The organism is Pseudomonas sp. SAS7 (genome assembly GCF_052112345.1).
GTDB classification, from domain to species: domain Bacteria; phylum Pseudomonadota; class Gammaproteobacteria; order Pseudomonadales; family Pseudomonadaceae; genus Aquipseudomonas; species Aquipseudomonas putida_Q.
In genome coordinates, this window is sequence record NZ_JBEGGO010000001.1 from 429,116 (window position 1) to 448,642 (window position 19,527).

At 66.6% G+C, this 19,527-nt stretch carries 13 protein-coding genes; 6 read left to right on the top strand and 7 right to left on the bottom strand.

The genetic code is table 11. The features are described 5' to 3' along the window. The first annotated feature begins 2 nt into the window (after positions 1–2). The 3 genes from ABI582_RS01960 to ABI582_RS01970 all read left to right on the top strand — a co-directional run bounded on the left by ABI582_RS01960 (position 3) and on the right by ABI582_RS01970 (position 5,480). Positions 3–1,556, top strand: coding sequence for an ABC transporter substrate-binding protein (locus tag ABI582_RS01960; RefSeq protein WP_442118243.1), 1,554 nt, complete (start codon positions 3–5; stop codon positions 1,554–1,556). A gap of 230 nt (positions 1,557–1,786) precedes the next feature. After that, a complete protein-coding gene (locus tag ABI582_RS01965) occupies positions 1,787–4,363 on the top strand; it encodes a TonB-dependent receptor (protein ID WP_442118244.1) in 2,577 nt (858 codons plus the stop codon). 28 nt (positions 4,364–4,391) lie between these two features. Beyond that, a complete protein-coding gene (locus tag ABI582_RS01970) occupies positions 4,392–5,480 on the top strand; it encodes an LLM class flavin-dependent oxidoreductase (protein ID WP_016500375.1) in 1,089 nt (362 codons plus the stop codon). Positions 5,481–5,802: 322 nt separating this feature from the next. Here ABI582_RS01970 and ABI582_RS01975 read toward each other — a convergent pair whose 3' ends face one another. From ABI582_RS01975 to ABI582_RS02005, 7 genes are all read right to left on the bottom strand, one after another. Beyond that, entirely contained in the window at positions 5,803–7,587 is a 1,785-nt protein-coding gene (locus ABI582_RS01975) for a dipeptide ABC transporter ATP-binding protein (protein WP_442118245.1), read from the bottom strand. Next, on the bottom strand, positions 7,584–8,411 hold the full coding sequence (locus ABI582_RS01980; RefSeq protein WP_442118246.1) for an ABC transporter permease: 828 nt from the start codon (positions 8,409–8,411) through the stop codon (positions 7,584–7,586). Before ABI582_RS01980 ends, ABI582_RS01975 begins: the two co-directional genes overlap by 4 nt. After that, positions 8,404–9,480 (bottom strand): ABC transporter permease, encoded by a 1,077-nt coding sequence (locus ABI582_RS01985; RefSeq protein WP_442118247.1) that lies wholly within the window; start codon positions 9,478–9,480, stop codon positions 8,404–8,406. The genes ABI582_RS01980 and ABI582_RS01985 overlap by 8 nt, the downstream gene beginning before the upstream one ends. Beyond that, on the bottom strand, positions 9,473–11,047 hold the full coding sequence (locus ABI582_RS01990; RefSeq protein ID WP_442118248.1) for an ABC transporter substrate-binding protein: 1,575 nt from the start codon (positions 11,045–11,047) through the stop codon (positions 9,473–9,475). The genes ABI582_RS01985 and ABI582_RS01990 overlap by 8 nt, the downstream gene beginning before the upstream one ends. Positions 11,048–11,057: 10 nt before the next feature. Continuing rightward, on the bottom strand, positions 11,058–12,245 hold the full coding sequence (locus ABI582_RS01995) for an LLM class flavin-dependent oxidoreductase (RefSeq protein ID WP_063422876.1): 1,188 nt from the start codon (positions 12,243–12,245) through the stop codon (positions 11,058–11,060). 168 nt (positions 12,246–12,413) lie between these two features. Beyond that, positions 12,414–13,145 carry a class II aldolase/adducin family protein gene (locus ABI582_RS02000; protein WP_442118249.1) on the bottom strand — a complete coding sequence of 244 codons (732 nt, stop codon included), beginning with the start codon at positions 13,143–13,145 and terminating at the stop codon, positions 12,414–12,416. Between the two features lie 18 nt (positions 13,146–13,163). Beyond that, positions 13,164–14,225 carry an ABC transporter substrate-binding protein gene (locus tag ABI582_RS02005; protein ID WP_442118250.1) on the bottom strand — a complete coding sequence of 354 codons (1,062 nt, stop codon included), beginning with the start codon at positions 14,223–14,225 and terminating at the stop codon, positions 13,164–13,166. 314 nt (positions 14,226–14,539) lie between these two features. On the opposite strand from ABI582_RS02005, the gene ABI582_RS02010 reads away from it, so the two are divergent. From ABI582_RS02010 to ABI582_RS02020, 3 genes are all read left to right on the top strand, one after another. After that, positions 14,540–15,772, top strand: a complete 1,233-nt coding sequence (locus tag ABI582_RS02010; RefSeq protein WP_442118251.1) for an acyl-CoA dehydrogenase family protein — start codon at positions 14,540–14,542, stop codon at positions 15,770–15,772. 91 nt (positions 15,773–15,863) lie between these two features. After that, positions 15,864–17,639: an ABC transporter ATP-binding protein gene (locus ABI582_RS02015; protein WP_442118252.1), complete on the top strand. Its 1,776-nt coding sequence runs from the start codon at positions 15,864–15,866 to the stop codon at positions 17,637–17,639. Next, the gene (locus ABI582_RS02020; protein WP_442118253.1) at positions 17,632–19,482 is read left to right on the top strand and encodes an ABC transporter ATP-binding protein; all 1,851 of its coding nucleotides are present in this window, start codon (positions 17,632–17,634) and stop codon (positions 19,480–19,482) included. Before ABI582_RS02015 ends, ABI582_RS02020 begins: the two co-directional genes overlap by 8 nt. Positions 19,483–19,527: the final 45 nt, after the last annotated feature.

The window sequence follows — 19,527 nt, forward strand, 5'->3', positions numbered from 1 at the left end:
CCATGGCCAGGGACGGTTACCCACTGAGCCGGCGCGGCTTCCTCGGCCACGCCGGCGTGCTGGCGGGCGGGCTGCTGGCCGGCTGCGGCCCCGCCGACAGCCCGACCCATGCCGCCTCCGACCAGCCGCGCCATGGCGGGCGCCTGCGCCTCGGCATCATCGACGGCAACCAGAGCGGCAACCTCGACGCCCACAAGCCCATCGGCAGCGGCATCGTGCGTGGCTTTGCCCTGTACAGCAAGCTGTGGGAATGGGACGAGCAGATGCAGCCGCGCCTGGCCCTGGCCGAATTCGCCGAGCCCAATGCCGATGCCAGCAGCTGGACGTTGCGGCTGAAACCGGGGCTGGAATTCCACCACGGCAAGACCATCGACGCCGACGACCTGATCTTCTCCATCCGCCGCCTCACCGACCCGCAGTTGGCCTCGCCCTATGCGGCGCTGCTGCACTGGGTCGACCGCGACAACCTGGTCAAGCTGGACGACCGCACCGTGCGCCTGGGCTTTCGCGAAGGGCGCAGCTACCTGCCGCTGCCGGAAACCTGGGTCAACTTCGGCGGCATCGTGCCGGTGGATTACCACCCGGTCACCAACCCGGTCGGTGCCGGGCCGTACAAACTGAAAAGCTTCACCCCGGGCCAGCGCTCGCTGTTCACCCGCTTCGACAACTACTACAAGCCTGGCAAGCCCTACGCCGATGAACTGGAGATCATCGACTTCAAGGACCAGACCGGCCGGCTGGCGGCGTTGCGTGCGGGGCAGATCGACATGGCCAACGTCATGTCCACAGAGCACCTGCAAGTGCTGCAGGCCGACCCACGGCTGCGGCTGCTGAAGTCGGTGAGCGGCAACTGGCTGTCGTTCGACATGAATATCGCCAAGGCGCCGTTCGACGACCCGCGCGTGCGGGAGGCGTTCCGCCTGCTGGCCGACCGCGAGGAACTGGTGCGCCGTGCGCTGAACGGCCAGGGCCGGGTGGCCAACGACCTGTATGCACCGTTCGACCCCACCTTCGACCACAGCATCGGCCCGCGCCCCTACGACCCACAGCGGGCAGCGCAGTTGCTGCGCGAAGCCGGCCATGAACAGTTGCAGGTGGAACTGGTGACCACTCCAGGGCCGGGGCTGGCTTCGGCCCTGGTCTTGGCCGAGCAGGCCCGACGTATCGGCGTCACCCTCAACGTGCGCCAGGTCGACCTGGCCACCTTCCAGGGCCCGCAGCGCGACGACTGGACATTAAGTACAGGGGGCAGCATTGGTGCGCCGTTCCTGGCCAGTGCCATCCACACCGACGCGCCGTTCGCAGTAGCCAACAAGACCCACTTCCACGACCGCGAATTCAGCGAGGCCTTCCTCGCTGCCATGGCCCAGCCGGACCTGGAGCAACGCAAGGCGCTGGTGCACCGTGCGCAACGCATCCAGTACGAGCGCGGCGGCATGCTGATATGGGGCTTTGCCGACCTGCTCGACAGTGTCAGCACACGTGTGGGTGGTGCACAGGCGGAGCAGTCGCTGTTCAGTACATGGCGATTCGAGAGCCTGTGGCTGAAAACCTGATCCCGTTACTACGCGGTCCGCTTTCTGTAGGAGCGGCCTTGTGTCGCGATAGGGCCGCAAGGCGGCCCCAGGATTTCAGCATCGATACATAGATTGCCGGGGCCGCTTTGCGGCCCTATCGCGACACAAGGCCGCTCCTACAACGACCGTGCCAGACCAGACATATCAACCGCAGGCGCGGCTGCGCCCTCGCTTCTCCCACATTCCTGCTATTGAACGAGGCCCAGCCAATGCCCCGCGTTACCTTGCTGCACCCCAAATTCCAGACCAGCGCACTGGCGCTGGCCATTCTGGCCGCCAGCGCGACGCTGGCCCACGCCGAAGACACCCAACTGCAAACCGTCACCGTGCAGGCCGAACAGACTGACGACGATGCCCTGCCCACCCGGCCGCCCGCCTCGATCTACGGCGGCCTCGAAGCCAAAGTGCTGGACACCCCGCGCTCGGTCACCCAGATAAACGCCGAACAACTGGCCAACGACCCGATCCGCAGCTCCGACGACCTGGTGAAGTACGCCCCCGGCATCACCCGCGGCGGTGGCCAGAACGCCGGCATCGCCCCGCAGATGCGCGGGCAGAATACCGAGGTGTTCCAGGATGGCCAGCGCGCCTACGGCGTGCGCCACCCGGCCAACTTCAACGCCTACGAAGGCGCCGACATCGTCGCCGGGCCGTCGTCGGTGACCTACGGCTCGGTCAGCGGCAGTGGCGGCTACGTCAACTACCTGAGCAAGAAGCCCGACTTCAACCGTTTCCGCACCAAGCTGAGCGGCGAAATCGGCAGCTGGATCCCCGATGGCGAATCACGCGATGCCACCAAGTTCAGCATCGACAACACCGGCCCGCTGACGGACAACCTGGCTTACCGAGTGAGCATCACCCGCCAACGCCAGGAAGACTTCTACGACAATGTCGAGAACAACTTCGACGCCTTCTACGGTGCCCTCGCCTGGCGCAACGACAACCTGCGGGTGGACTGGAACGCCGCCTACGACGACTACTACGACTACAACATCACCCACGGCTGGAACCGCGCCACCCAGGACCTGGTCGACCACGGCAAGTACTACGCCGGCCGCGCCACACCGATCATCCAGAACGGCAACACCCTGTGGTCACCGGTGCTGTCATCCGGTGCAGCCGACGCGCAGGTGCTCGGCTGGGTGCAGCGCCAGCGCAATGCCCAGGGCCAGTACCAGGTGGTCAACGGCAGCTTCCAGGGCGCGTCGCCCAACACCCAGGCCAACCCCGGCAGCCTGCGTGGCTGGGTCTATGACCCGTCGCTGGCGGGCAACGGCCTGACCTCCTTATCGTCACAAACCGGCCAGCGCGCGCAGGACGAAAACCGTTCGCGGCGCTTTACCACGCAGCTGCGCGTCGAAGGCGACCTGACCCCGTCGATCACCTTGGCCAACAGCACCTTCTACCAGCACTCCACCGACACCACCGATGCCGTCGGGGCGTTCCAGGTACAGGGCAAGGACGACATCTTCGACAACCGCTTCGAGTTCCGCGCCCGTGGCCAATTTCAGCTGGGCGACCTGACCCTGATCGACGACAGCAACACCGGGCTGATCTACCGCCGCGAGCGCAACGAGTCGATCGCCGCCAACAACAGCTTCGGCAGCACCATCAACGCCTATGACCTGACCCTTGACCCGACTTTGAAGAACCCCGGCGACCTGCTCGGCCTGAGCGGCCGCAACCCCGCCGGTGGCAACGCTGCCTGGATCGGCCAACCCGGCGTGCCGCAATTTTCCAACTACTACGGCTGGCTCAACCTGCCCGCCATGTACCCGGCCGGGCATGGCCTGTATGCCGAATCGGTAGCGCCCTACACCGCCGACAGCACCTGGACCACCAAGACCCTGTTCAGCCAGCACAACCTGCGCCTGGGCGAGCGCGTGGGCCTGAACGTAGGCGCCAGCCGCAGCTGGATCGACGCACGTATCGAAAACCCCTTCGTGCTGCCCGGCGGCAACCCGCGCAAGGACTCGGACAATTACCGGCTGTTCTCGGTGCAGGTCAGCCCCTATTTCAAACCCACCGAAAACAGCACGCTGTACTACACGTTCGACCGTTCCCTCGCGGTGAATACCGGCTTCTTCACCAACGGCCTGGGCTGGGGCAGCGGCACGGGGGCCAACCAGCTCAACCCACTGGCCTTCGAGAGCCTGAGCGTGTTGCATGAGGTCGGTTTGAAGGTGGAGGCTGTGCCCGACCAGCTGTTCTTCACCCTGGCTGCCTACAAACAGGCGCGCGACCAGTCGCCGGACAGCAACAACAACATTGCCCGGCTGATCGTCAAAGGCTGGGAAGCGACCCTGCGCTACCAGGACCAGCACCTGCGCGGCGGCCTCAACCTCAGCCGCATCAGCGCCTACAACGAGTTCACCAGCCAGGCCGGGTTCGCCTCGGCCGGTTTCATCCCCGACAACGGCACTGTGTTCGGCGACAACAACAGCCTCAACCAGCGCCCGTCCGGCAAGTTCGATGCGGTGCAGATCCCCGAATACAACGCCGGCGGGTATGTCGACTACCGCTTCGACTCAGGGTTTGGCGTCGAGCTTTCCGGCTGGTGGACCAGCAGTTGGTACCTGAACCTGAGCAAGACGGTGAAAGTGCCGGACGAATACAACCTCGATCTTGCCGTGTACTACCGCCAGCCGCAGTGGGGCGTGACGGTGCGCATGCTCAACGTTACCGACGAGCTGAATTTCGTCAGTGGCCTGGCTGGCTCCACCAACACCTTCTTGCAACCGATGCCGGGCCGCACGCTGCTGGCCCAGGTCGATTACCAATTCTGATTCCTCCTCAACCTGAAAGGCCTTAGCCATGTCCATTGAATTTGTCGGCATGATCTTCCCCCGCCAGTGGTCCGAGACCCGTGGCGTACGCACACCCGACTTCGACCTGCCGTTCATCCGTCACCACGCCCGCGCCCATGAGCATGCGGGGTTCGACCGGGTGCTGATCGCCAGCGGTCCCGGCAGCGCCGACAGCCTGCAGATTGCCGCTTATGCTGCCGCGCACACCGAACGCCTGGGTTTCATGATCGCCCACCGCCCGGCCCTCACCGCCCCAACGGTGGCCGCACGGGCATTCGCCACCCTCGACCACACCACCGGCGGCGGGCGTATCCGCCTGCATGCAATCACCGGTATCACCGCCGAGCCGCAGGAGGGTGACACCCTGCTGGACAAGACCGAGCGCTACCGGCGTGCCGACGAATACCTGGAGATTGTTCGTCGCACCTGGACGGCCGAGGAGCCGTTCGACTTCGAGGGCCGCTACTTCAATATCAAGGGTGCCTTTTCACCGGTGAAGCCGCTGCAGCAGCCGCATATCCCGATTTCCTTCGGAGGCTCGTCCGACATCGCCTACCAGATCGCCGTCAAACATGCTGATCTGTATGCCCTGTGGGGTGAGCCGCTGAGTGGCGTCGCCGAGCAGATCGGCAAACTCAAGGCTGCCGCAAACGCTGCAGGCGTGGCGGCGCCAAGGGTCAGCTTGTCGGTGCGGCTGATCCTGGGTGCCACCGAGGAGCAAGCCTGGCAGCGTGCCGAGCAGATCCTCGCGCAGATCAAGGCCAACCCGCAATTTGCGGCCGACAGCCCTTGGCAGAAACGCATCAAGGGCACCGGCTCCGAACGCCTGCTCGCCGCTGCCGCCCGCGCCGACCGGCATGACCGGGCGTTGTGGATGCCGACGGCGACTGCGGTGGGCGCCTATGGCGATACCACCGCGCTGGTGGGCACGCCGGAGACGGTAGCCCAGGCGCTGCTCGATTATGTCGACCTTGGGGTGACCACCTTTCTCAACCGGGGCTATGACCCGCTGTATGACACGGTGGATTACGGGCGCTGGGTGATTCCGGCGGTGCGCGAGGAGGTGCGGCGGCGCCAGGCCCGGTTTGTGGGGTGAAGGTGGGGGGTATGGCTTTGGGTGCATCTGGGTTGCCGGGTGCATGCCTTGGGTTGCTTGGCGCCTGTGAGATCGAGCGCCGCCCGCGCGGCGCTTCGCAGCACAAGGCTGCTCCTACATCTGTTTCGGGCCAATTTCTCCTGTGAAGGTGGCGCGCGGCCCCTTTGCGTCCACCTCGATATGGTGCCGGACGAACAAGGCGGCCGCGCGCGTTGGTGCAGGCGTCACTGGCCCGAAACAGATGTAGGAGCAGCCTTGTGCTGCGAAGCGCCGCGCGGGCGGCGCTCGGTCTCACAGGCACCGCACAACCCAAGGCATACACCTAGAGGCCAACCCGCAACCTGGGCGAATGCTCCACCAGCGTGCGGGTATAAGCATCAACCGGTCGCCCCAGCACCTGATCGGCAATACCCTGCTCCACCACCCGCCCCTGGCGCAACACCAGCACGCGGTCGGCAATCGCCCGCACCACCCCAAGGTCATGGGTGACGAACAACAACGTCAGCCCCTCCCCCTGCAACCGCTGCAGCAAGGCCAGTATCGACGCCTGCACCGACACATCCAGCGCGGAAGTGATCTCATCACACACCAGCAACTTCGGCTCGCAGATCAACGCCCGGGCAATCGCCACGCGCTGGCGCTCGCCACCGGACAAGCTGTGCGGATACAAACCAGCCACACGCGCCGGCAGCGACACCCGCTCCAGCACGGCCTCGACCCGCTCGCGCGCTTCACCACCGCGTACCCCGAAAAAGTGCGCCAACGGCGCGCTGAGCGTTTGCCCGATGGTCTGCCTTGGGTTCAACGCCCGATAGGGGTTCTGGAACACATACTGGATCTGGTGACGCAGCCGGGCATCGCGTTCGCGCGCGGCAAACGCCAAAGGCTCGCCGGCGTAGCTCATTTGCCCCTGAACGTTTTCGCCCAGCCCGGCAATGGCCCTGGCCAGGCTGGTCTTGCCCGAACCCGACTCGCCCACCAGCGCCAGGCACTCCCCTTGGCCCACCCGCAAGGAAACATCGAACAGCACCTGCCGATCGTAAGCGACATCCAGCCCGCAGACCTCCAGCAACACCGCGTCGCCCGGCGCAGCAGCGGCCTCGGCAGCCACCTCACCAATGGGCAGCGGCTCTCGGTGCGGCACCAGGCAGGCCACCCGATGCCCGCCGTCATGCGCCAGCAACGGCGGCTCGATCACTGAACACTCTGCACGACGCCTGCCGCAGCGCGGCGCAAATGCACAGCCGTCCGGGCGCTGCCCTGGTGCTGGCGCATGCCCGGCAATCGCCTGCAACGGCTGGCGCCGGGCAATGTCGGGAATGGCCGCGAGCAACGCGCGGGTGTAGGGATGCGACGGCGCGCGGAACAACGCCTCACGCCCGGCCACTTCCACCAGCCGCCCGGCGTACATCACCATCACCCGGTCGACCAGGTCACGCACCACCGCCAGGTCATGGGTGACGTACAGCGCCGCCACACCTTGGTCACGGCACAGGCGCTTGAGGGTCTGCAGCACATGGGCCTGGGTAGTCACGTCCAGTGCGGTGGTGGGTTCGTCGAGTACGATCAGCTTTGGCCGCAAGACGAACGCCAGGGCCAGCATCACCCGCTGTTGCTGCCCGCCAGACAGTTGATGCGGGAACCGCCGCAGGAAGGCCTCGTCATCGGGCAGGCCCACATCCAGCAGGGTTTCGCCGATGCGCTGGCGCACTGCCGCACGCGACAGCGCAGGCTGGTGCGCCAACAGGGTTTCACGCAACAAGGCCCCCAGGCGCAGCGCAGGGTTCAGCGCCGTGGCCGGGTCCTGGGCCACGTAGCCGACCAGCCCGCCACGGGCCAGGCGCAAGGCCTCGCCTTCGAGCTGGAGCAGCGACTGCCCGGCCACCACCACTTGCCCGCCAACAATGCGCGCACCCTGCCGGGCATGGCGCAGCAACGCCGTGGCCAAGGTGGTCTTGCCGGAGCCGGACTCGCCCACCAGGCCAACAATTTCGCCTGCTGCAAGGCTGAACGACACCTCGGCCAGCACTTCGACCTGCCCCGCCAGCTCTACCCGCAGGTCGCTGACCTGCAACACTTCACTGGCCACATTCAACAGCGCGCTCATGGCTGCTTCTCCCCAATCCTTGCACTGGCCCGGCCAATCCCTTCGGCCAGGATGTTGGTGCCATAGGCAAACACCCCGATCAGCAATGCAGGTGCCAGCACGGCCCAGGGCTGCACCAGCAGGCCGGCCTGGTTTTCGTTGATCATCAAACCCCAGTCCGCCGCCGGCGGTGCCACCCCGTAGCCCAGAAAACTCAAGCCGGACAGCATCCCCACCGCCCAGGTCAGCATGTTGCCGAAGTGCACCAGCAGGGGCGTGAGGATGTTCGGCAGGATTTCATGAAAAAGGATGCGCCAACGCGGGTAACCCATCATCTGCGCCGCCTCGACGTACTCCTGCCCGGCCACCGCCACGGCACTGCCACGGGCCAGACGGATTACCCCCGGGGTAAAAGCGATGGCCACGGTCAGCACGATCAGCCAAGGTGCACGGCCGAGCATGGACACGATCAGCAGCACCAGGATCAGGTCCGGAAACGCCAGCGATACGTCCGCCGCCCAGCTGATCGCCTGGTCCAGGCGCCTGCGCGAGAACCCGGCCAACAGGCCCAGGCTGCCGCCCACCAGCAGTGCAAGGGTGGCTGCCGCCACCGACATCCATAGCACCGACAGGCCGCCGCTGAGCAACCGCGAGAGCAGGTCGTGGCCCAGAAAATCGTGCCCCAGCGGTGCCCCGGCAGCCGGGGGGCCGTACACCGGCCCGACCATCGCCGTGGGCGCATTGGGTGCCAGCCAGGGGCCGAAAGCGGCCAGCAGCGCCACCAGCAAGGTGATCACAGCGCCACGCCGCACCTGTGGGTCGGCCAGCCAACGGGATTCAATCATGGGTCGCCTCCTGGGCAGGGGTGCTGCGTGCGCGTCGCCACCAGGGCCGAATGCCGCGCCGGATACGGCGGATCATCCGCACCCGGCGCGCCGTGCGCAGCTTGGGGGTGAGCAATACGGTCAGCAGGTCGGCCAGCAGGTTGATCAGCACCACCGCCAGGGTAATGACCAGCACCACACCCTGGATCATCGGCAGGTCGCGCATCTGGATCGCCGCGTTCAATGCAGTGCCGATGCCCGGGTAGCTGAAGATCACCTCGGCCAGCAGCGCGCCGCCGACCAGTGTGCGCAGGGTCAGTGCCACGCCCTGGATCGCCGGGGTCAGGGCATTGGGCAAGGTGTGCCGCCAGACGATGCGCCGCTCGGGGATACCACGCAGGCGCGCGGCAATCACATACTCGGACTCCAGCGCCTCGATCATCGAGGCCCGCACCATGCGCGTGAGGTACGGCAGCGCCGTCAGGCTCAGGGCCAGCACCGGCAGCACCAGCGACGGCCACTGCCGCCACAGCGGCAACTGCGGGTCGAGGATCGACACCGCCGGCAGCCAGCCCATGCCCGGCATGGAGAACAACAGCACCAGGCCGATGGCCAGCAAAAAGCCCGGCGTGGCCTTGAGCAGAATTAGCGCCGACAGCCCCCAGCGGTCCAGCCGGCTGTCGCGGCGCAGGGCCAGGCTCACCCCCAGCAGCAGGGCCACCGGCACCACCAGCGCCAAAACCCCGGCCAGCAGGGCAAGGGTGTGGCCCAACCGGCCGAACAGCAGCTGCGCCACCGGCACCTGTGAGTCCAGTGAAATGCCCAGGTCCCCACGTAGTGCTGCGCCTAGCCAACGCAGGTACTGCACCAGGATCGGCTGGTCGAGGCCCAGTTGCCGTTGCAGGGTGAGGATGCTTTCCAGCGGCGCATCCGGGCCGAGAATCACCCGCGCAGGGTCCGACGGCAGCGCCTGGGTGGCGATGAACACCACCAGGCTGATCACCCATGCCGTGAGCAACCCGTAACCGAGGCGGCCGATGAACCAGGCCAGCCAGGCCGGCGTGCGTGGCGTGTGTCGAGGATCAGGCATTGGGGTTCAACCAGAGTTCGTCAAAGCGCCAGGAGGCGAAGGTGGTCTGTTCCGGGGCAAGCCCGCCAACCTTGGCCGACGCCGCATCGAGCACGTCGGAAAAGCCCCAGATCAGCAACCCGCCACGTTCGTGCTGGATGGCCTGGGCTTCGTGGACCAAGGCCGTGCGCCGCGCCAGGTCGGGTTGGGCCAGGGCCTGCTGGAACAGTTCGGTGAAGCGCGGGTCGTGGAAGTTGCTACGGTTGTAGATGGCCTGCGGTGCATCGTTGTGCAGCGCCGAGGCCAGAAAGCCGCGCGCCGGGGTCGAGCCCGGCGACAGCTGCCATTGCTCACGTTGCGGGCCGTTGAAGACGGACCCGTCCACCTGATTGACCTTCACCTGCACCCCGGCCTTCAGGGCCTGCTGGGCAAACACCAGCGCGGCGTTGACGCCAGGCCCTGGCGTGGTGGTCAGTTCCACACGCAAATCGTCCTGCCCCGCCTGGCGCAGCAGCGAGCGCGCCTGGTCCAGGTCGTATGGGCGCTGGGCAATGGCGTGGTTGTAGGTGGGGTCGTGGGGCGAATACAGGTCGTTGGCCACCCGTCCAAAGCCATTGAGCCCGCGTGCCACCAGTTCCTGGCGGTCGGCCAGCAAGCGAAATGCCTGGCGTACCCGTACGTCCTGGAACGGCGCCTTGGCCAGGTTCAGGTTGAAGCCGGTGAACGAGGTGCTCGGTGAGGCATACAGGCGCAGCCGTGGGTCGGCCTTGAGCAACGCGCTGTGCTCGGCCTGCACGCCACTGGCCACGTCGATCTGACCGGCGCGCAGCGCTGCGGCCCGCGACACCTGGTCCTTGAATTCGATGATTTCCAGCTCGTCCGCATAGGGGCGGTTGGGCTTGTAGTAGTTTTCAAAACGGGTGTAGAGCGAGCGCTGGCCAGGTATGAAACTTTTCAGCCGATACGGCCCGGCACCGACCGGGTTGGTCACCGGGTGGTAGTCGGTGGGGACGATGCCGCCGAAGCTGATCAGCGTTTCATCCAGCGGGTAGAAGCTTTGCCCCTGCTTGAAACGTATTTCGACAGTGCGCTCGTCCAGCTTGCGCAGGGCCTGCCGATCGATAGCGCCGACCAGCCCGGCGAAGGGCGAGGCCAGCTGCGGGTCGGTCAGGCGCAGGATGGAAAACAGCATGTCGTCGGCGGTGATGCTTTTGCCGTGGTGAAACTCCAGCCCAGGCTTGAGGCGGATAGTCCAGGCGCTGGCGTCGGCATTCGGCTCGGCGAACTCGGCCAGTGCCAGGCGTGTGCTGACGTCGGCGTTCCATTCCCAGAACTTGGCGTAAAGCGCCCAGCCACGGATGATGCCGCCGCCCACCGGCTTGTGCGCATCAAGGTTGCCGGCCTGGTCGCCATCGATAATGCCCACCCGCAAGCGCCCACCGCGCACCGGCGTGCCCGGCAGCGCCGCACTGGCGGCTGCCGGCGCGCCGCTGTCGCAGCCACTGAGCAGCCCGCCGCCGAGCAGCAGGCTGCCGCCAACGGCCAGGCTGTTGCCGAGAAACACCCGGCGCGAAAACAGCTCGCTCATCACCCTCTCCTTACGCCGGTTGCGCCACGCCGGGCTTGCTGACTGCGCCCAGGCGCGGCACCTCGAAGCCATGGTCCAGGTCAAGCAGCGGGAATAGCAGGTCTGCCACCCGGTGCGCCTCATCGATCAGCGGGAAGCCCGACAGGATGAATGCCGACGTGCCTTGGGCCTCATACTCACGGATGCGCTCGGCGACCTGTTCGGCGCTGCCGACCAGGTAAGTGCCGGCGGCAGGGCCGAGGATGTTGAAGCCGAACAGGCTGGGGCCCAGCCAGACGTTGGGGTAGATCTCCAGCTCGCGGGCCGTGGGCAGGCGCCCGGCGCGGATGCTGTCGAGGTTACGCTGGATGCGCGGGTCGTCGCTGACGTAGCTGTCGAAGGTTTGCCCGGCAGGCAACTGGCGTTCGATGGCCGCGCGCGCGGTGGCCAGCGAGGTGCGCTGCAACAGGCGCTCTGCATGGGCCCAGGCCTCTTCCTCGGTTTCGCGCACAATCACTTGCAGGCGGGTGCCGTAAGTCAGCTCACGGCCGATCTTCGCCGCCTCGGCCGCCACCCGGCGGAACTTGTCGCCGAGCTTTTGCGGGGTGTCGGCGAAGCTCAGGTAGACATCGAGCAGTTGCACCGAATGGGCCACGCCCGGTGCCGACGTGCCGGCGCCCCATAGCGGGATGCCGGGCTTTTGCCTGGGTGGGTGCCAACCGCCCAGCGGGTGATGGGCTGCGGCGGGCGAACGGGGTGACAGCTTGACGTATCGGCCGTCGTAACCCGCCGTTTCGCCTGCGTAGAAGCTTTGGAAGGCGCGCCAGTATTCCAGGCTGAAGTCGTAGCGTTCGTCGTGCGGGTAATGCACGCCCAATGTGGCCAAGCCTGCGTCATTGCCGTTGACCACGTTGAACAGCAGGCGGCCGTTGGAGAACTGGTCGAAGGTGAGCGCCCATTTGGCCAACACCGCTGGCGACAACTCGCCTGGGTGCTGGGCGACCAGAAAGCGCAGGCGCTTGGTGGCGTCGATCAGCGCTGCCGACACGGCCAGGCTTTCGTTGGGGCTGGAGCCGAGCAGCGAACCGTAGTAGCCCAGGCGGTCGGCGGCGATAGCCAGTTGCTTGAGGTGTTCGAAATCGGTGTGCCAGCGGCCTTCGGGCTCCCAGGGATAGGGGCCGTCGGGGGTGGTGAGGTACCAGAGGATTTTTACTGCCATGGGGCGGGTCCTTGCTTGAAATGGTGGATCAGGCTGCCAACGCGGTCCTGTAGGAGCAGCCTTGTGCTGCGAAGAGGCCGGTACTACCGATGCAGATGCAGTGCCTGGACTGGCCCTTTCGCAGCACAAGGCTGCTCCTACAGAGTGCGTGGGCGGGCTGAAACGGGGTCAGTTACGCCGATCGATGCCAGGCACCAGGCCCAGTTCGGTTGCACGGTCGTACAACCCGCTCATCTTCCACTGCTGGGTCAGCACCCCCGGCCCGTAAGGCCGCGACCCGCCCAAGGCATCGGCCAGCAACTGGATCTGCGCCCCCTCCTCCAGCAACAGGATGAACTCCGCCGTGGCCCGCAGCCCCTGCTTGCCCCACACCGTGGCGCCGCCGTTGGCTTCCAGGATTGCCAGGTTGAACGGGTTCTCGGCGATCTTGTCGAGGATGAAGTCCACCTCGGCCTGGCGCCGGTCGATGTACACCGGCAGCTCGCGGGCCAGCTGGTAGCGCTGTACCGGCACGTAGTGGAACGGCAAGGTGCGGTGGGTTTGCGCCCAGGCACCCAGGTACGGGCTGTGCACGTGCGACACGGTGGTGACGTCGGGGTGGGTCTGGAACAGCTTGGTGTAACGGCCCAAACCGCCTTTACCCTTGCCGACGATGACGTTGCCGGCAAAGTCGGTGACGGTGGCCTGCAGCGGCTTGCGGTAGTTCCACGGCCCGCCGTAGTTCACCGACACCAGCAGCTCTTCACCCGGCACACGCTCGATGAAGCCGACCGTGCCGTTGGCGGTGATGGTGTTGGTTTCGCGAAATACGGTGAAGGCCGCTTCGGCTTCGGCCACTACCTGGTCGATGAAGGCTTGCAGTTCGGCAGTGACGGGGCGTTCGTTGATCAGTACGGTCATGTTCAATCTCCAGTCAGGTCAGGCGCGGCGCTGGGCCAGCAGTTCGTGGGCAGCTTGCAGAGGCCGCGGGTCGACCCAGTCGGCGATGTCGAAATCGGCTTCGAGGAAACCGTGCAGGTACAGGAAGGCCTTTTGTGTGCCGAGGAAGGCCAGTCGCTGTGCGGACAGGTCCGGCGCCAGGGTGGTGTGGAAGTCACCGCGGTAGGCCTCGGCCACGCCCTGGCTGCCCGCACGGGTTTCTTCTTCGAGAATGCGGTTGAGCGCGTCGCGGTTGCCGGCTGCCCACTCGGCGGCACGCAAGGTCTGGGCAAGGAAGCGCACCACCAGGTCGAAATGGTTGTCGAGCAGGCGTTGATGCACGGTGATCGGCCGCGGGGTGCCGTTGTTGATGCGGTGGCGTGGGTCGGGCAGCAGATCGAGGTCAACGCCGACCACCAGGCCCAGCCGGCGTGCGGCATCGGCGGCGGCCGCGCCTTTCACGTACACGGCATCGACTTCCCCGCGCGCCAGGTATTCCAGCCCCGACCATAGCCGCTGCAAGCCCAGCTCCGAGGTGGCGGCACTGGCCTGGTCGAGCAGGGCCACTTCCACCAGTTGCACGTCATCGAGGTGCAGGCCTGCCGAGGCCAGGGCGCCTTTGTAACCGTGAAGGCTCATGGCCCGGGCAATGCTGCCAGGCCGGCTGTCGCCCCAGGCCGGCAGCGCCAGGCGTTTGCCGCGCAAGTCTGCGGCGCTGCGGATGCCGGAATCCGGGCGGACCAGGATGGTTTGCCATTCCTCGATCCAGGTCAGGCCGATCAGCCGGCTGGGCGAGCCAGCCGCACGTGCTGCCAGCGCCGGCACATTCCCGCCTTCGCGAAACAGCCCGGGCAGCTGGTGATCGTAGTGGTGATGGCCAAGCTGACGGGCCTCCTGCAGGGTCGAGACAGGCAAGCCATCGGCGGCGAACTCTTGCTCAAGCCAGCCGAGCTTGTAGGCCAGGCCTGAGGCGGTGGGCACCGGGCAACGCGTGAACCAGATGCGTTCCAGGGCGGAGGGGTCGTCTGCCAGGCGTTTTGCTGTGGGGGTTGCGAAGGTCATGGGGGGCTCCTTGGGCGTCGTGCAAGCACCATTGCAGTGTGCGTGCCAACCGCTGGAGGCCTTGATTTACCTGGGATTGGTTGTTTCGCCAGGTGGTTGGGTGCTTGGCTGGGAGCAGGATTGCGGGCGGGGTGCTGCCAGATCAGCAACATGACTGCTGCGCAGGCAGCAAAATGCTGTGAAAGCCGCGCAGGATGCGGTCTGGGGAGGGGTGGCAAAGATATTGCTCAGGAGGTTGGGACCGCAGCCTCTGTGGGAGCGGGCAAGCCCGCGAAACAGGCGCACTGGCCCTTCAGACAATTCGAGACCCCTCCATGAGTGCCATAGAACCTTCCCCTGCCCGCCGCCTCACCAGCGAAACCGAAGCCATCGAAACCGCCCGCCAGGTCGCCGCGCAAATCGCCGAACTGGCCGCCGATCCGCGCAATAATGGCCAGCTCCCCCACCGCCAGGCCGAGTTGTTGTCCAGCAGCGGCCTGACCGCCATCGCCGTACCGGCCGAGTTCGGCGGCCTCGGTGCCTCGGTGCAGACCGTGGTCGAAACCGTGCGCCTGATCTCCACCGCCGACGGCGGCGTCGGCCAGTTGCTGCAGATTCACAACGTGATGCTGCGCGGCATCTTCGCCGGTTACCCCGATGAAGTACGCGACCGGCTGATTGCCGACGTGCTCGCTGGCAAGCGCTTCGGCAACGCCCTGGCTGAAGTCGGCGGCAAGAACAAATTCGCCCTCAAGACCCGCGTCGAGCGCCGCGCCGATGGCCAGTGGGTACTCAACGGCAGCAAGTTCTACTCCACCGGTTCCTACCTGGCCGAGTGGATCTCGCTGACCGCCGCCAGCGAAGACGGCGGCGTCGGCGTGCTGCTGCATCGCGACACACCCGGGCTGACCCTGATCGATGACTGGCAAGCCTTCGGCCAGCAGAACTCGGTAAGCGGTACGGTAAATTTCGACAACATCGTGCTCGACGAGCGCTACCTCACCCGCCGTAGCGGGCCGATGAAGCGCACCGGCCTGACCTTCCCGCAGATCCTCCACGCCGCCATCGACACCGGCATCGCCGCTGGCGCCTTGCAGGCCGCTGTCGAGTACCTGCGCGAGCATGCCCGGGCCTGGGTGGAGAGCGGCGTCGAGCGCGCCAGTGACGAGCCGCATGTCATTCGCCAGATCGGTGAGTATGCCGTGGCGCTGCGCGGCGCCGAGTCGGTGCTGCGCGAAGCGGCGCGGGTGTTCGACGAACACGAGCGCGACCCGGAGAACAAGGCGTTGCAGGATGAGCTGATCTTGTCGGTAGCTACCGCCCGTGCGCATTCCGATGCGGCATCGCTGAAGATTTCCAGCGACCTGTTCTCGTTGCTGGGGGCCAGCGCTTCGCTGAGCAAGTGGAACCTCGACCGCTTCTGGCGCAATGCCCGGGTACACACCACCCACGACCCGATCCGCTGGCGGCTGCACAACGTGGGCAACTACTACCTGAACGGGGCCGACCCGGGGGAGTACACGGCGGTGCTCAATGCCAAGGAGAGCCAGGGCGCTACCCGCCGTTGAATCCATTTGGGGCCGGGGGGCGTGTCGCGCCCCATTCGCGGCACAAGGCCGCTCCTACAAGCGCGGCGTCGCATTCTGATCGAGCATCAACATGAACCACCCGCTTCTTCGGGCATTGGCCATCTACCGCGAAATGCCTTGGCGCTTTGCTCTGGTCGCTGCCTTGTACATTGCCGGCAACCTCGGCCTGGCCTGGCAGCAGTGGCTGATCGGCCATGCGGTCGATGATGTCAGCGCCGGCCGCGCCGTGCTGCGCCTGGCCGACGGCAGCCTGGACGCCCGCGTGGCCTGGCACTGGTTGTGGCTGCTGCTGGCCATCGCCCTGGGCCGCGGCCTGCTGCAATACGCCGCCGCCGTGCTGTCGCTGGTGCTTAGCCAGGCCCTGCTCACGCGCCTGCGGGAACGCATCCTCAGCCAGGTGCAGCGCCTGCACCTGGGCTATCACTGGCAGCACGGCATGGGCGAATTGGTCACCCGCACCACCCGCGATGCCGACAAAGTGCGCGACGCGCTGATCACCTTCTGGCGGCAGATCATCGAAACCCCGCTGGTGGTAATCGTCGCGGTGGGCCTGTTGAGTTGGTACGACCCGCTGCTGGGGCTGGTGCCACTGCTGCTGACCGGCGCCGGGCTATGGCTGTTCGTGGTGCAGACCGATCGCCTGGTCACCCTCGACCGCGCCGTGGGCGCCGCCTATGACCAGGTCAGCCAGGACCTCGCCGAAGGCATCGGTGGCGTGCGGGTGATCAAGGCCTTTGGCCTGGAACAGCAGCGCATTGCCCGCTTCGCCCGGCAGGTGGAGGTGTTCACCGGCCATGCCCGCGCCGCCCTGGCCTACGCCAGTTCGCGCATTCCGCTGCCGCAGGCGGTGGTGGCGCTGGGGCATGTGTGGATCCTGGTGTACGGCGCCCATCGCGTGGCGGCCGGCGCGCTGGGCATCGGCGAGCTGGTCACTTCGCTGCTGGTGGCCACCACGCTGGTGTTCCGCATCGAAGGCATAGGCCGGGTAATGCAGACCTTCGCCGATGCCCGCGCCAGCGCCGAACGCATCTGGCAACTGCTGGACGAACGCCCGGCCATCGTCGGCGGCCATGCCACCCTGCCCGAAGGGCCGTTGGGGCTGAAGCTGAACCAGGTGCAAGTCAGTGCAGCAGAAGCTGGCCGGCCTATCCTGCAAGATTGCTCGCTGACCCTGCTGCCCGGTGAGGTGGTGGCGCTGGTCGGCGCCACCGGCACAGGTAAAAGCCTGCTGGCCAGCCTGCTGCCACGTTTGGCCGATGTACAGCACGGCAGCGTCCAGGTCGGCAGCGATACTGCAGGTTGGCACGACGTGCGTGACCTCGACCTGGCCGACCTGCGCCGCCGCGTGCAGGTGCTGGCCCAGGAGAGCTTTCTGTTCTCCGACAGCCTGGCCGCCAACCTGCGCCTGGCCGCACCGCAGGCCAGTGACGCCCAGTTGCGTGAAAATATGCGCCTGGCCGCTGCTGAGGACGTACTGGAACGCCTGCCCCACGGCCTCGACACGCCGCTGGGCGATCGCGGCGTGACCTTGTCCGGCGGCCAGCGCCAGCGCCTGTGCCTGGCCCGGGCGCTGCTCGGCGCACCCGATATCCTCTGCCTCGACGACGCCACCAGCGCCCTGGATGCCCTGGGCGAACGCCAGGTGCTGCACAACATCCGCCGCCTGCACAGCGCCAGTGGCCAAGGCCCGACCTTGCTGCTGATCACCAGTCGCCTCTCCACCCTGCTGCTGGCCGACCGCGTGCTGATGCTGGAAAACGGCCGCATCACTGCCAACGGCAGCCATGCCGAGCTGTGCACGAACAACGCCCATTACCGCGACTTGCTGGGGATCGACCATGACTGATGCGCAGCACACCCCCGCCAGCGATATCGACATCGAACAACGCCTGGCCCGCCAGGCGCTGGACCGGGGCATGTTCCACCGTTTGCTGCCGCTGCTGCAGCCCATTCGCGGGCAGATCCTTGCCGTGATCGGCATCGAACTGCTGCTGGTGTTCACCGTGTTCCTGCGCCCGTGGTTCGTGCGCGAACTGCTGGACAAAGGCCTGGTGCCCAGCGCCGACCACTGGCTGCTCGACGAACGCCTGGTGCTGTGGCTGGGCCTGGGGCTGGCCGCGAGCTGGCTGGGGCGCTTTCTGCTGGCCGGGGTATCGCAGTTCATTGCCGGGCGCGCGGCGATCGGCGTGCTCAACGCCCTGCGGGTGAACGTGTTCGCCCATGTGCAGGCGCTGTCGGTGAGCTACTTCGACCAGACCCGTGCCGGGCGCATCATTTCCCGTGCCGACCGGGACGTGGATGCGCTGGAGCCCTTGCTGGTACAAGGCCCGCCCGAGCTGCTCGGCGCCTTGCTGCGCTGCGGCCTGGCAGCGGTAATGCTGTGGCGCATCGACCCCAGCTTCTTTTACAGCCTGGCTGCCACGGTACCGTTGCTGGTCGTGGCCACCTGGCGCTTCAAACGGGTTTCGCAGCGCAACTGGGCCAAGGTAGCCGAGCAGCGCAGCCGCTTCACCGCGCACCTGGTGGAAAGTGTGAGCGGGGTGCGGCTGATCCAGCAATGCGGGCAAGAGCAGACCAACCAGGCACGTTACCGACGCCTGCTGGAAGACTTCAACCAGGCGCTGATCCGCGGCAGCCTGCGCGCCGGCTGGTTCGCCCCGTTTACCGCGTTACTCAGCACCGCCGGCATGGCCGTACTGTTGCTGGTCGGCGCTCATGGTCTGGCCGAGGGCAAGGTCAGCGTGGGCCAGGTGGCCGAGAGCCTGTTCTACGTGTTCCTGTTCCTTGGGCCGCTGCAAGAGCTGTCGGACCTGTTCGAGCGCTACGCCACCGGCAGCGCTTCAGCCCAGCGCATTTTCCTGCTGCTCGACACCCGCGCACAAGTGCTCGACCCGCCAGCGCCACACGCCCTGACCCGGGCGCGCGGCCAGGTGGACTTCGACGCGGTCGGCTTTGCCTATACCCCTAACAGCTCGCGCCCGGTGATCGACGGGCTCGACCTGCATATCCGCGCCGGTGAAGTGCTGGCCATCGTCGGCCCCTCCGGGCATGGCAAGAGCACCCTGGTGCAGTTACTGACGCGCTTCTACGAAGTGCAGCACGGCGCCGTGAAGCTGGACGGCATCGACCTGCGCGCGCTGGCCCAGCACGACCTGCGGCGCAACGTGGGCGTGGTGCTGCAGGACAACGTGCTGTTCAGTGGCAGCATCCTCGACAACCTGCGCCTGGCCGCGCCAGCTGCCGACGATGCACAACTGGTGGCCGCCGCCCGTGAGCTGGGTGCCGACGAGGTGCTAGAGCGCCTGCCGCAGCGCTACCACACCGAAGTCGGCCCGCTGGGCGCGCACCTGAGCCATGGCCAGCGCCAGCTGGTATGCCTGGTGCGGGCCTACCTGGCCGACCCGGCGGTGCTGGTGCTGGACGAAGCCACCTCGGCAGTGGACGTGCACACCGAGCGACGTATCCAGCGCGCGCTGCGTAGGCTGTGCCAGGGGCGCACGGCCATCATCATCGCCCACCGGCTGGCGACCATTCGCGATGCCGACCGGATTGCCGTGGTCCGGCACGGAAAGGTGGTGGAGCAAGGGCCGCATGCCGAGTTGATCGGTCGTAGTGGGGCGTATGCAGCGCTGTACGACGCGTACCTGCGCAGTGCTGGAGAGGTTGTAACCGAGGAGATCGAAGTCTGACTTGCCGGCCTCTTCGCGGGTAAACCCGCTCCCACAGGATCACCA

Coding starts and splice junctions, on each gene's coding strand:
- ABI582_RS01960 (WP_442118243.1), top strand. CDS start 3: ATGGCCAGGGACGGTTACCCACTGAGCCGGCGCGGCTTCCTCGGCCAC.
- ABI582_RS01965 (WP_442118244.1), top strand. CDS start 1,787: ATGCCCCGCGTTACCTTGCTGCACCCCAAATTCCAGACCAGCGCACTG.
- ABI582_RS01970 (WP_016500375.1), top strand. CDS start 4,392: ATGTCCATTGAATTTGTCGGCATGATCTTCCCCCGCCAGTGGTCCGAG.
- ABI582_RS01975 (WP_442118245.1), bottom strand. CDS start 7,587: ATGAGCGCGCTGTTGAATGTGGCCAGTGAAGTGTTGCAGGTCAGCGAC.
- ABI582_RS01980 (WP_442118246.1), bottom strand. CDS start 8,411: ATGATTGAATCCCGTTGGCTGGCCGACCCACAGGTGCGGCGTGGCGCT.
- ABI582_RS01985 (WP_442118247.1), bottom strand. CDS start 9,480: ATGCCTGATCCTCGACACACGCCACGCACGCCGGCCTGGCTGGCCTGG.
- ABI582_RS01990 (WP_442118248.1), bottom strand. CDS start 11,047: ATGAGCGAGCTGTTTTCGCGCCGGGTGTTTCTCGGCAACAGCCTGGCC.
- ABI582_RS01995 (WP_063422876.1), bottom strand. CDS start 12,245: ATGGCAGTAAAAATCCTCTGGTACCTCACCACCCCCGACGGCCCCTAT.
- ABI582_RS02000 (WP_442118249.1), bottom strand. CDS start 13,145: ATGACCGTACTGATCAACGAACGCCCCGTCACTGCCGAACTGCAAGCC.
- ABI582_RS02005 (WP_442118250.1), bottom strand. CDS start 14,225: ATGACCTTCGCAACCCCCACAGCAAAACGCCTGGCAGACGACCCCTCC.
- ABI582_RS02010 (WP_442118251.1), top strand. CDS start 14,540: ATGAGTGCCATAGAACCTTCCCCTGCCCGCCGCCTCACCAGCGAAACC.
- ABI582_RS02015 (WP_442118252.1), top strand. CDS start 15,864: ATGAACCACCCGCTTCTTCGGGCATTGGCCATCTACCGCGAAATGCCT.
- ABI582_RS02020 (WP_442118253.1), top strand. CDS start 17,632: ATGACTGATGCGCAGCACACCCCCGCCAGCGATATCGACATCGAACAA.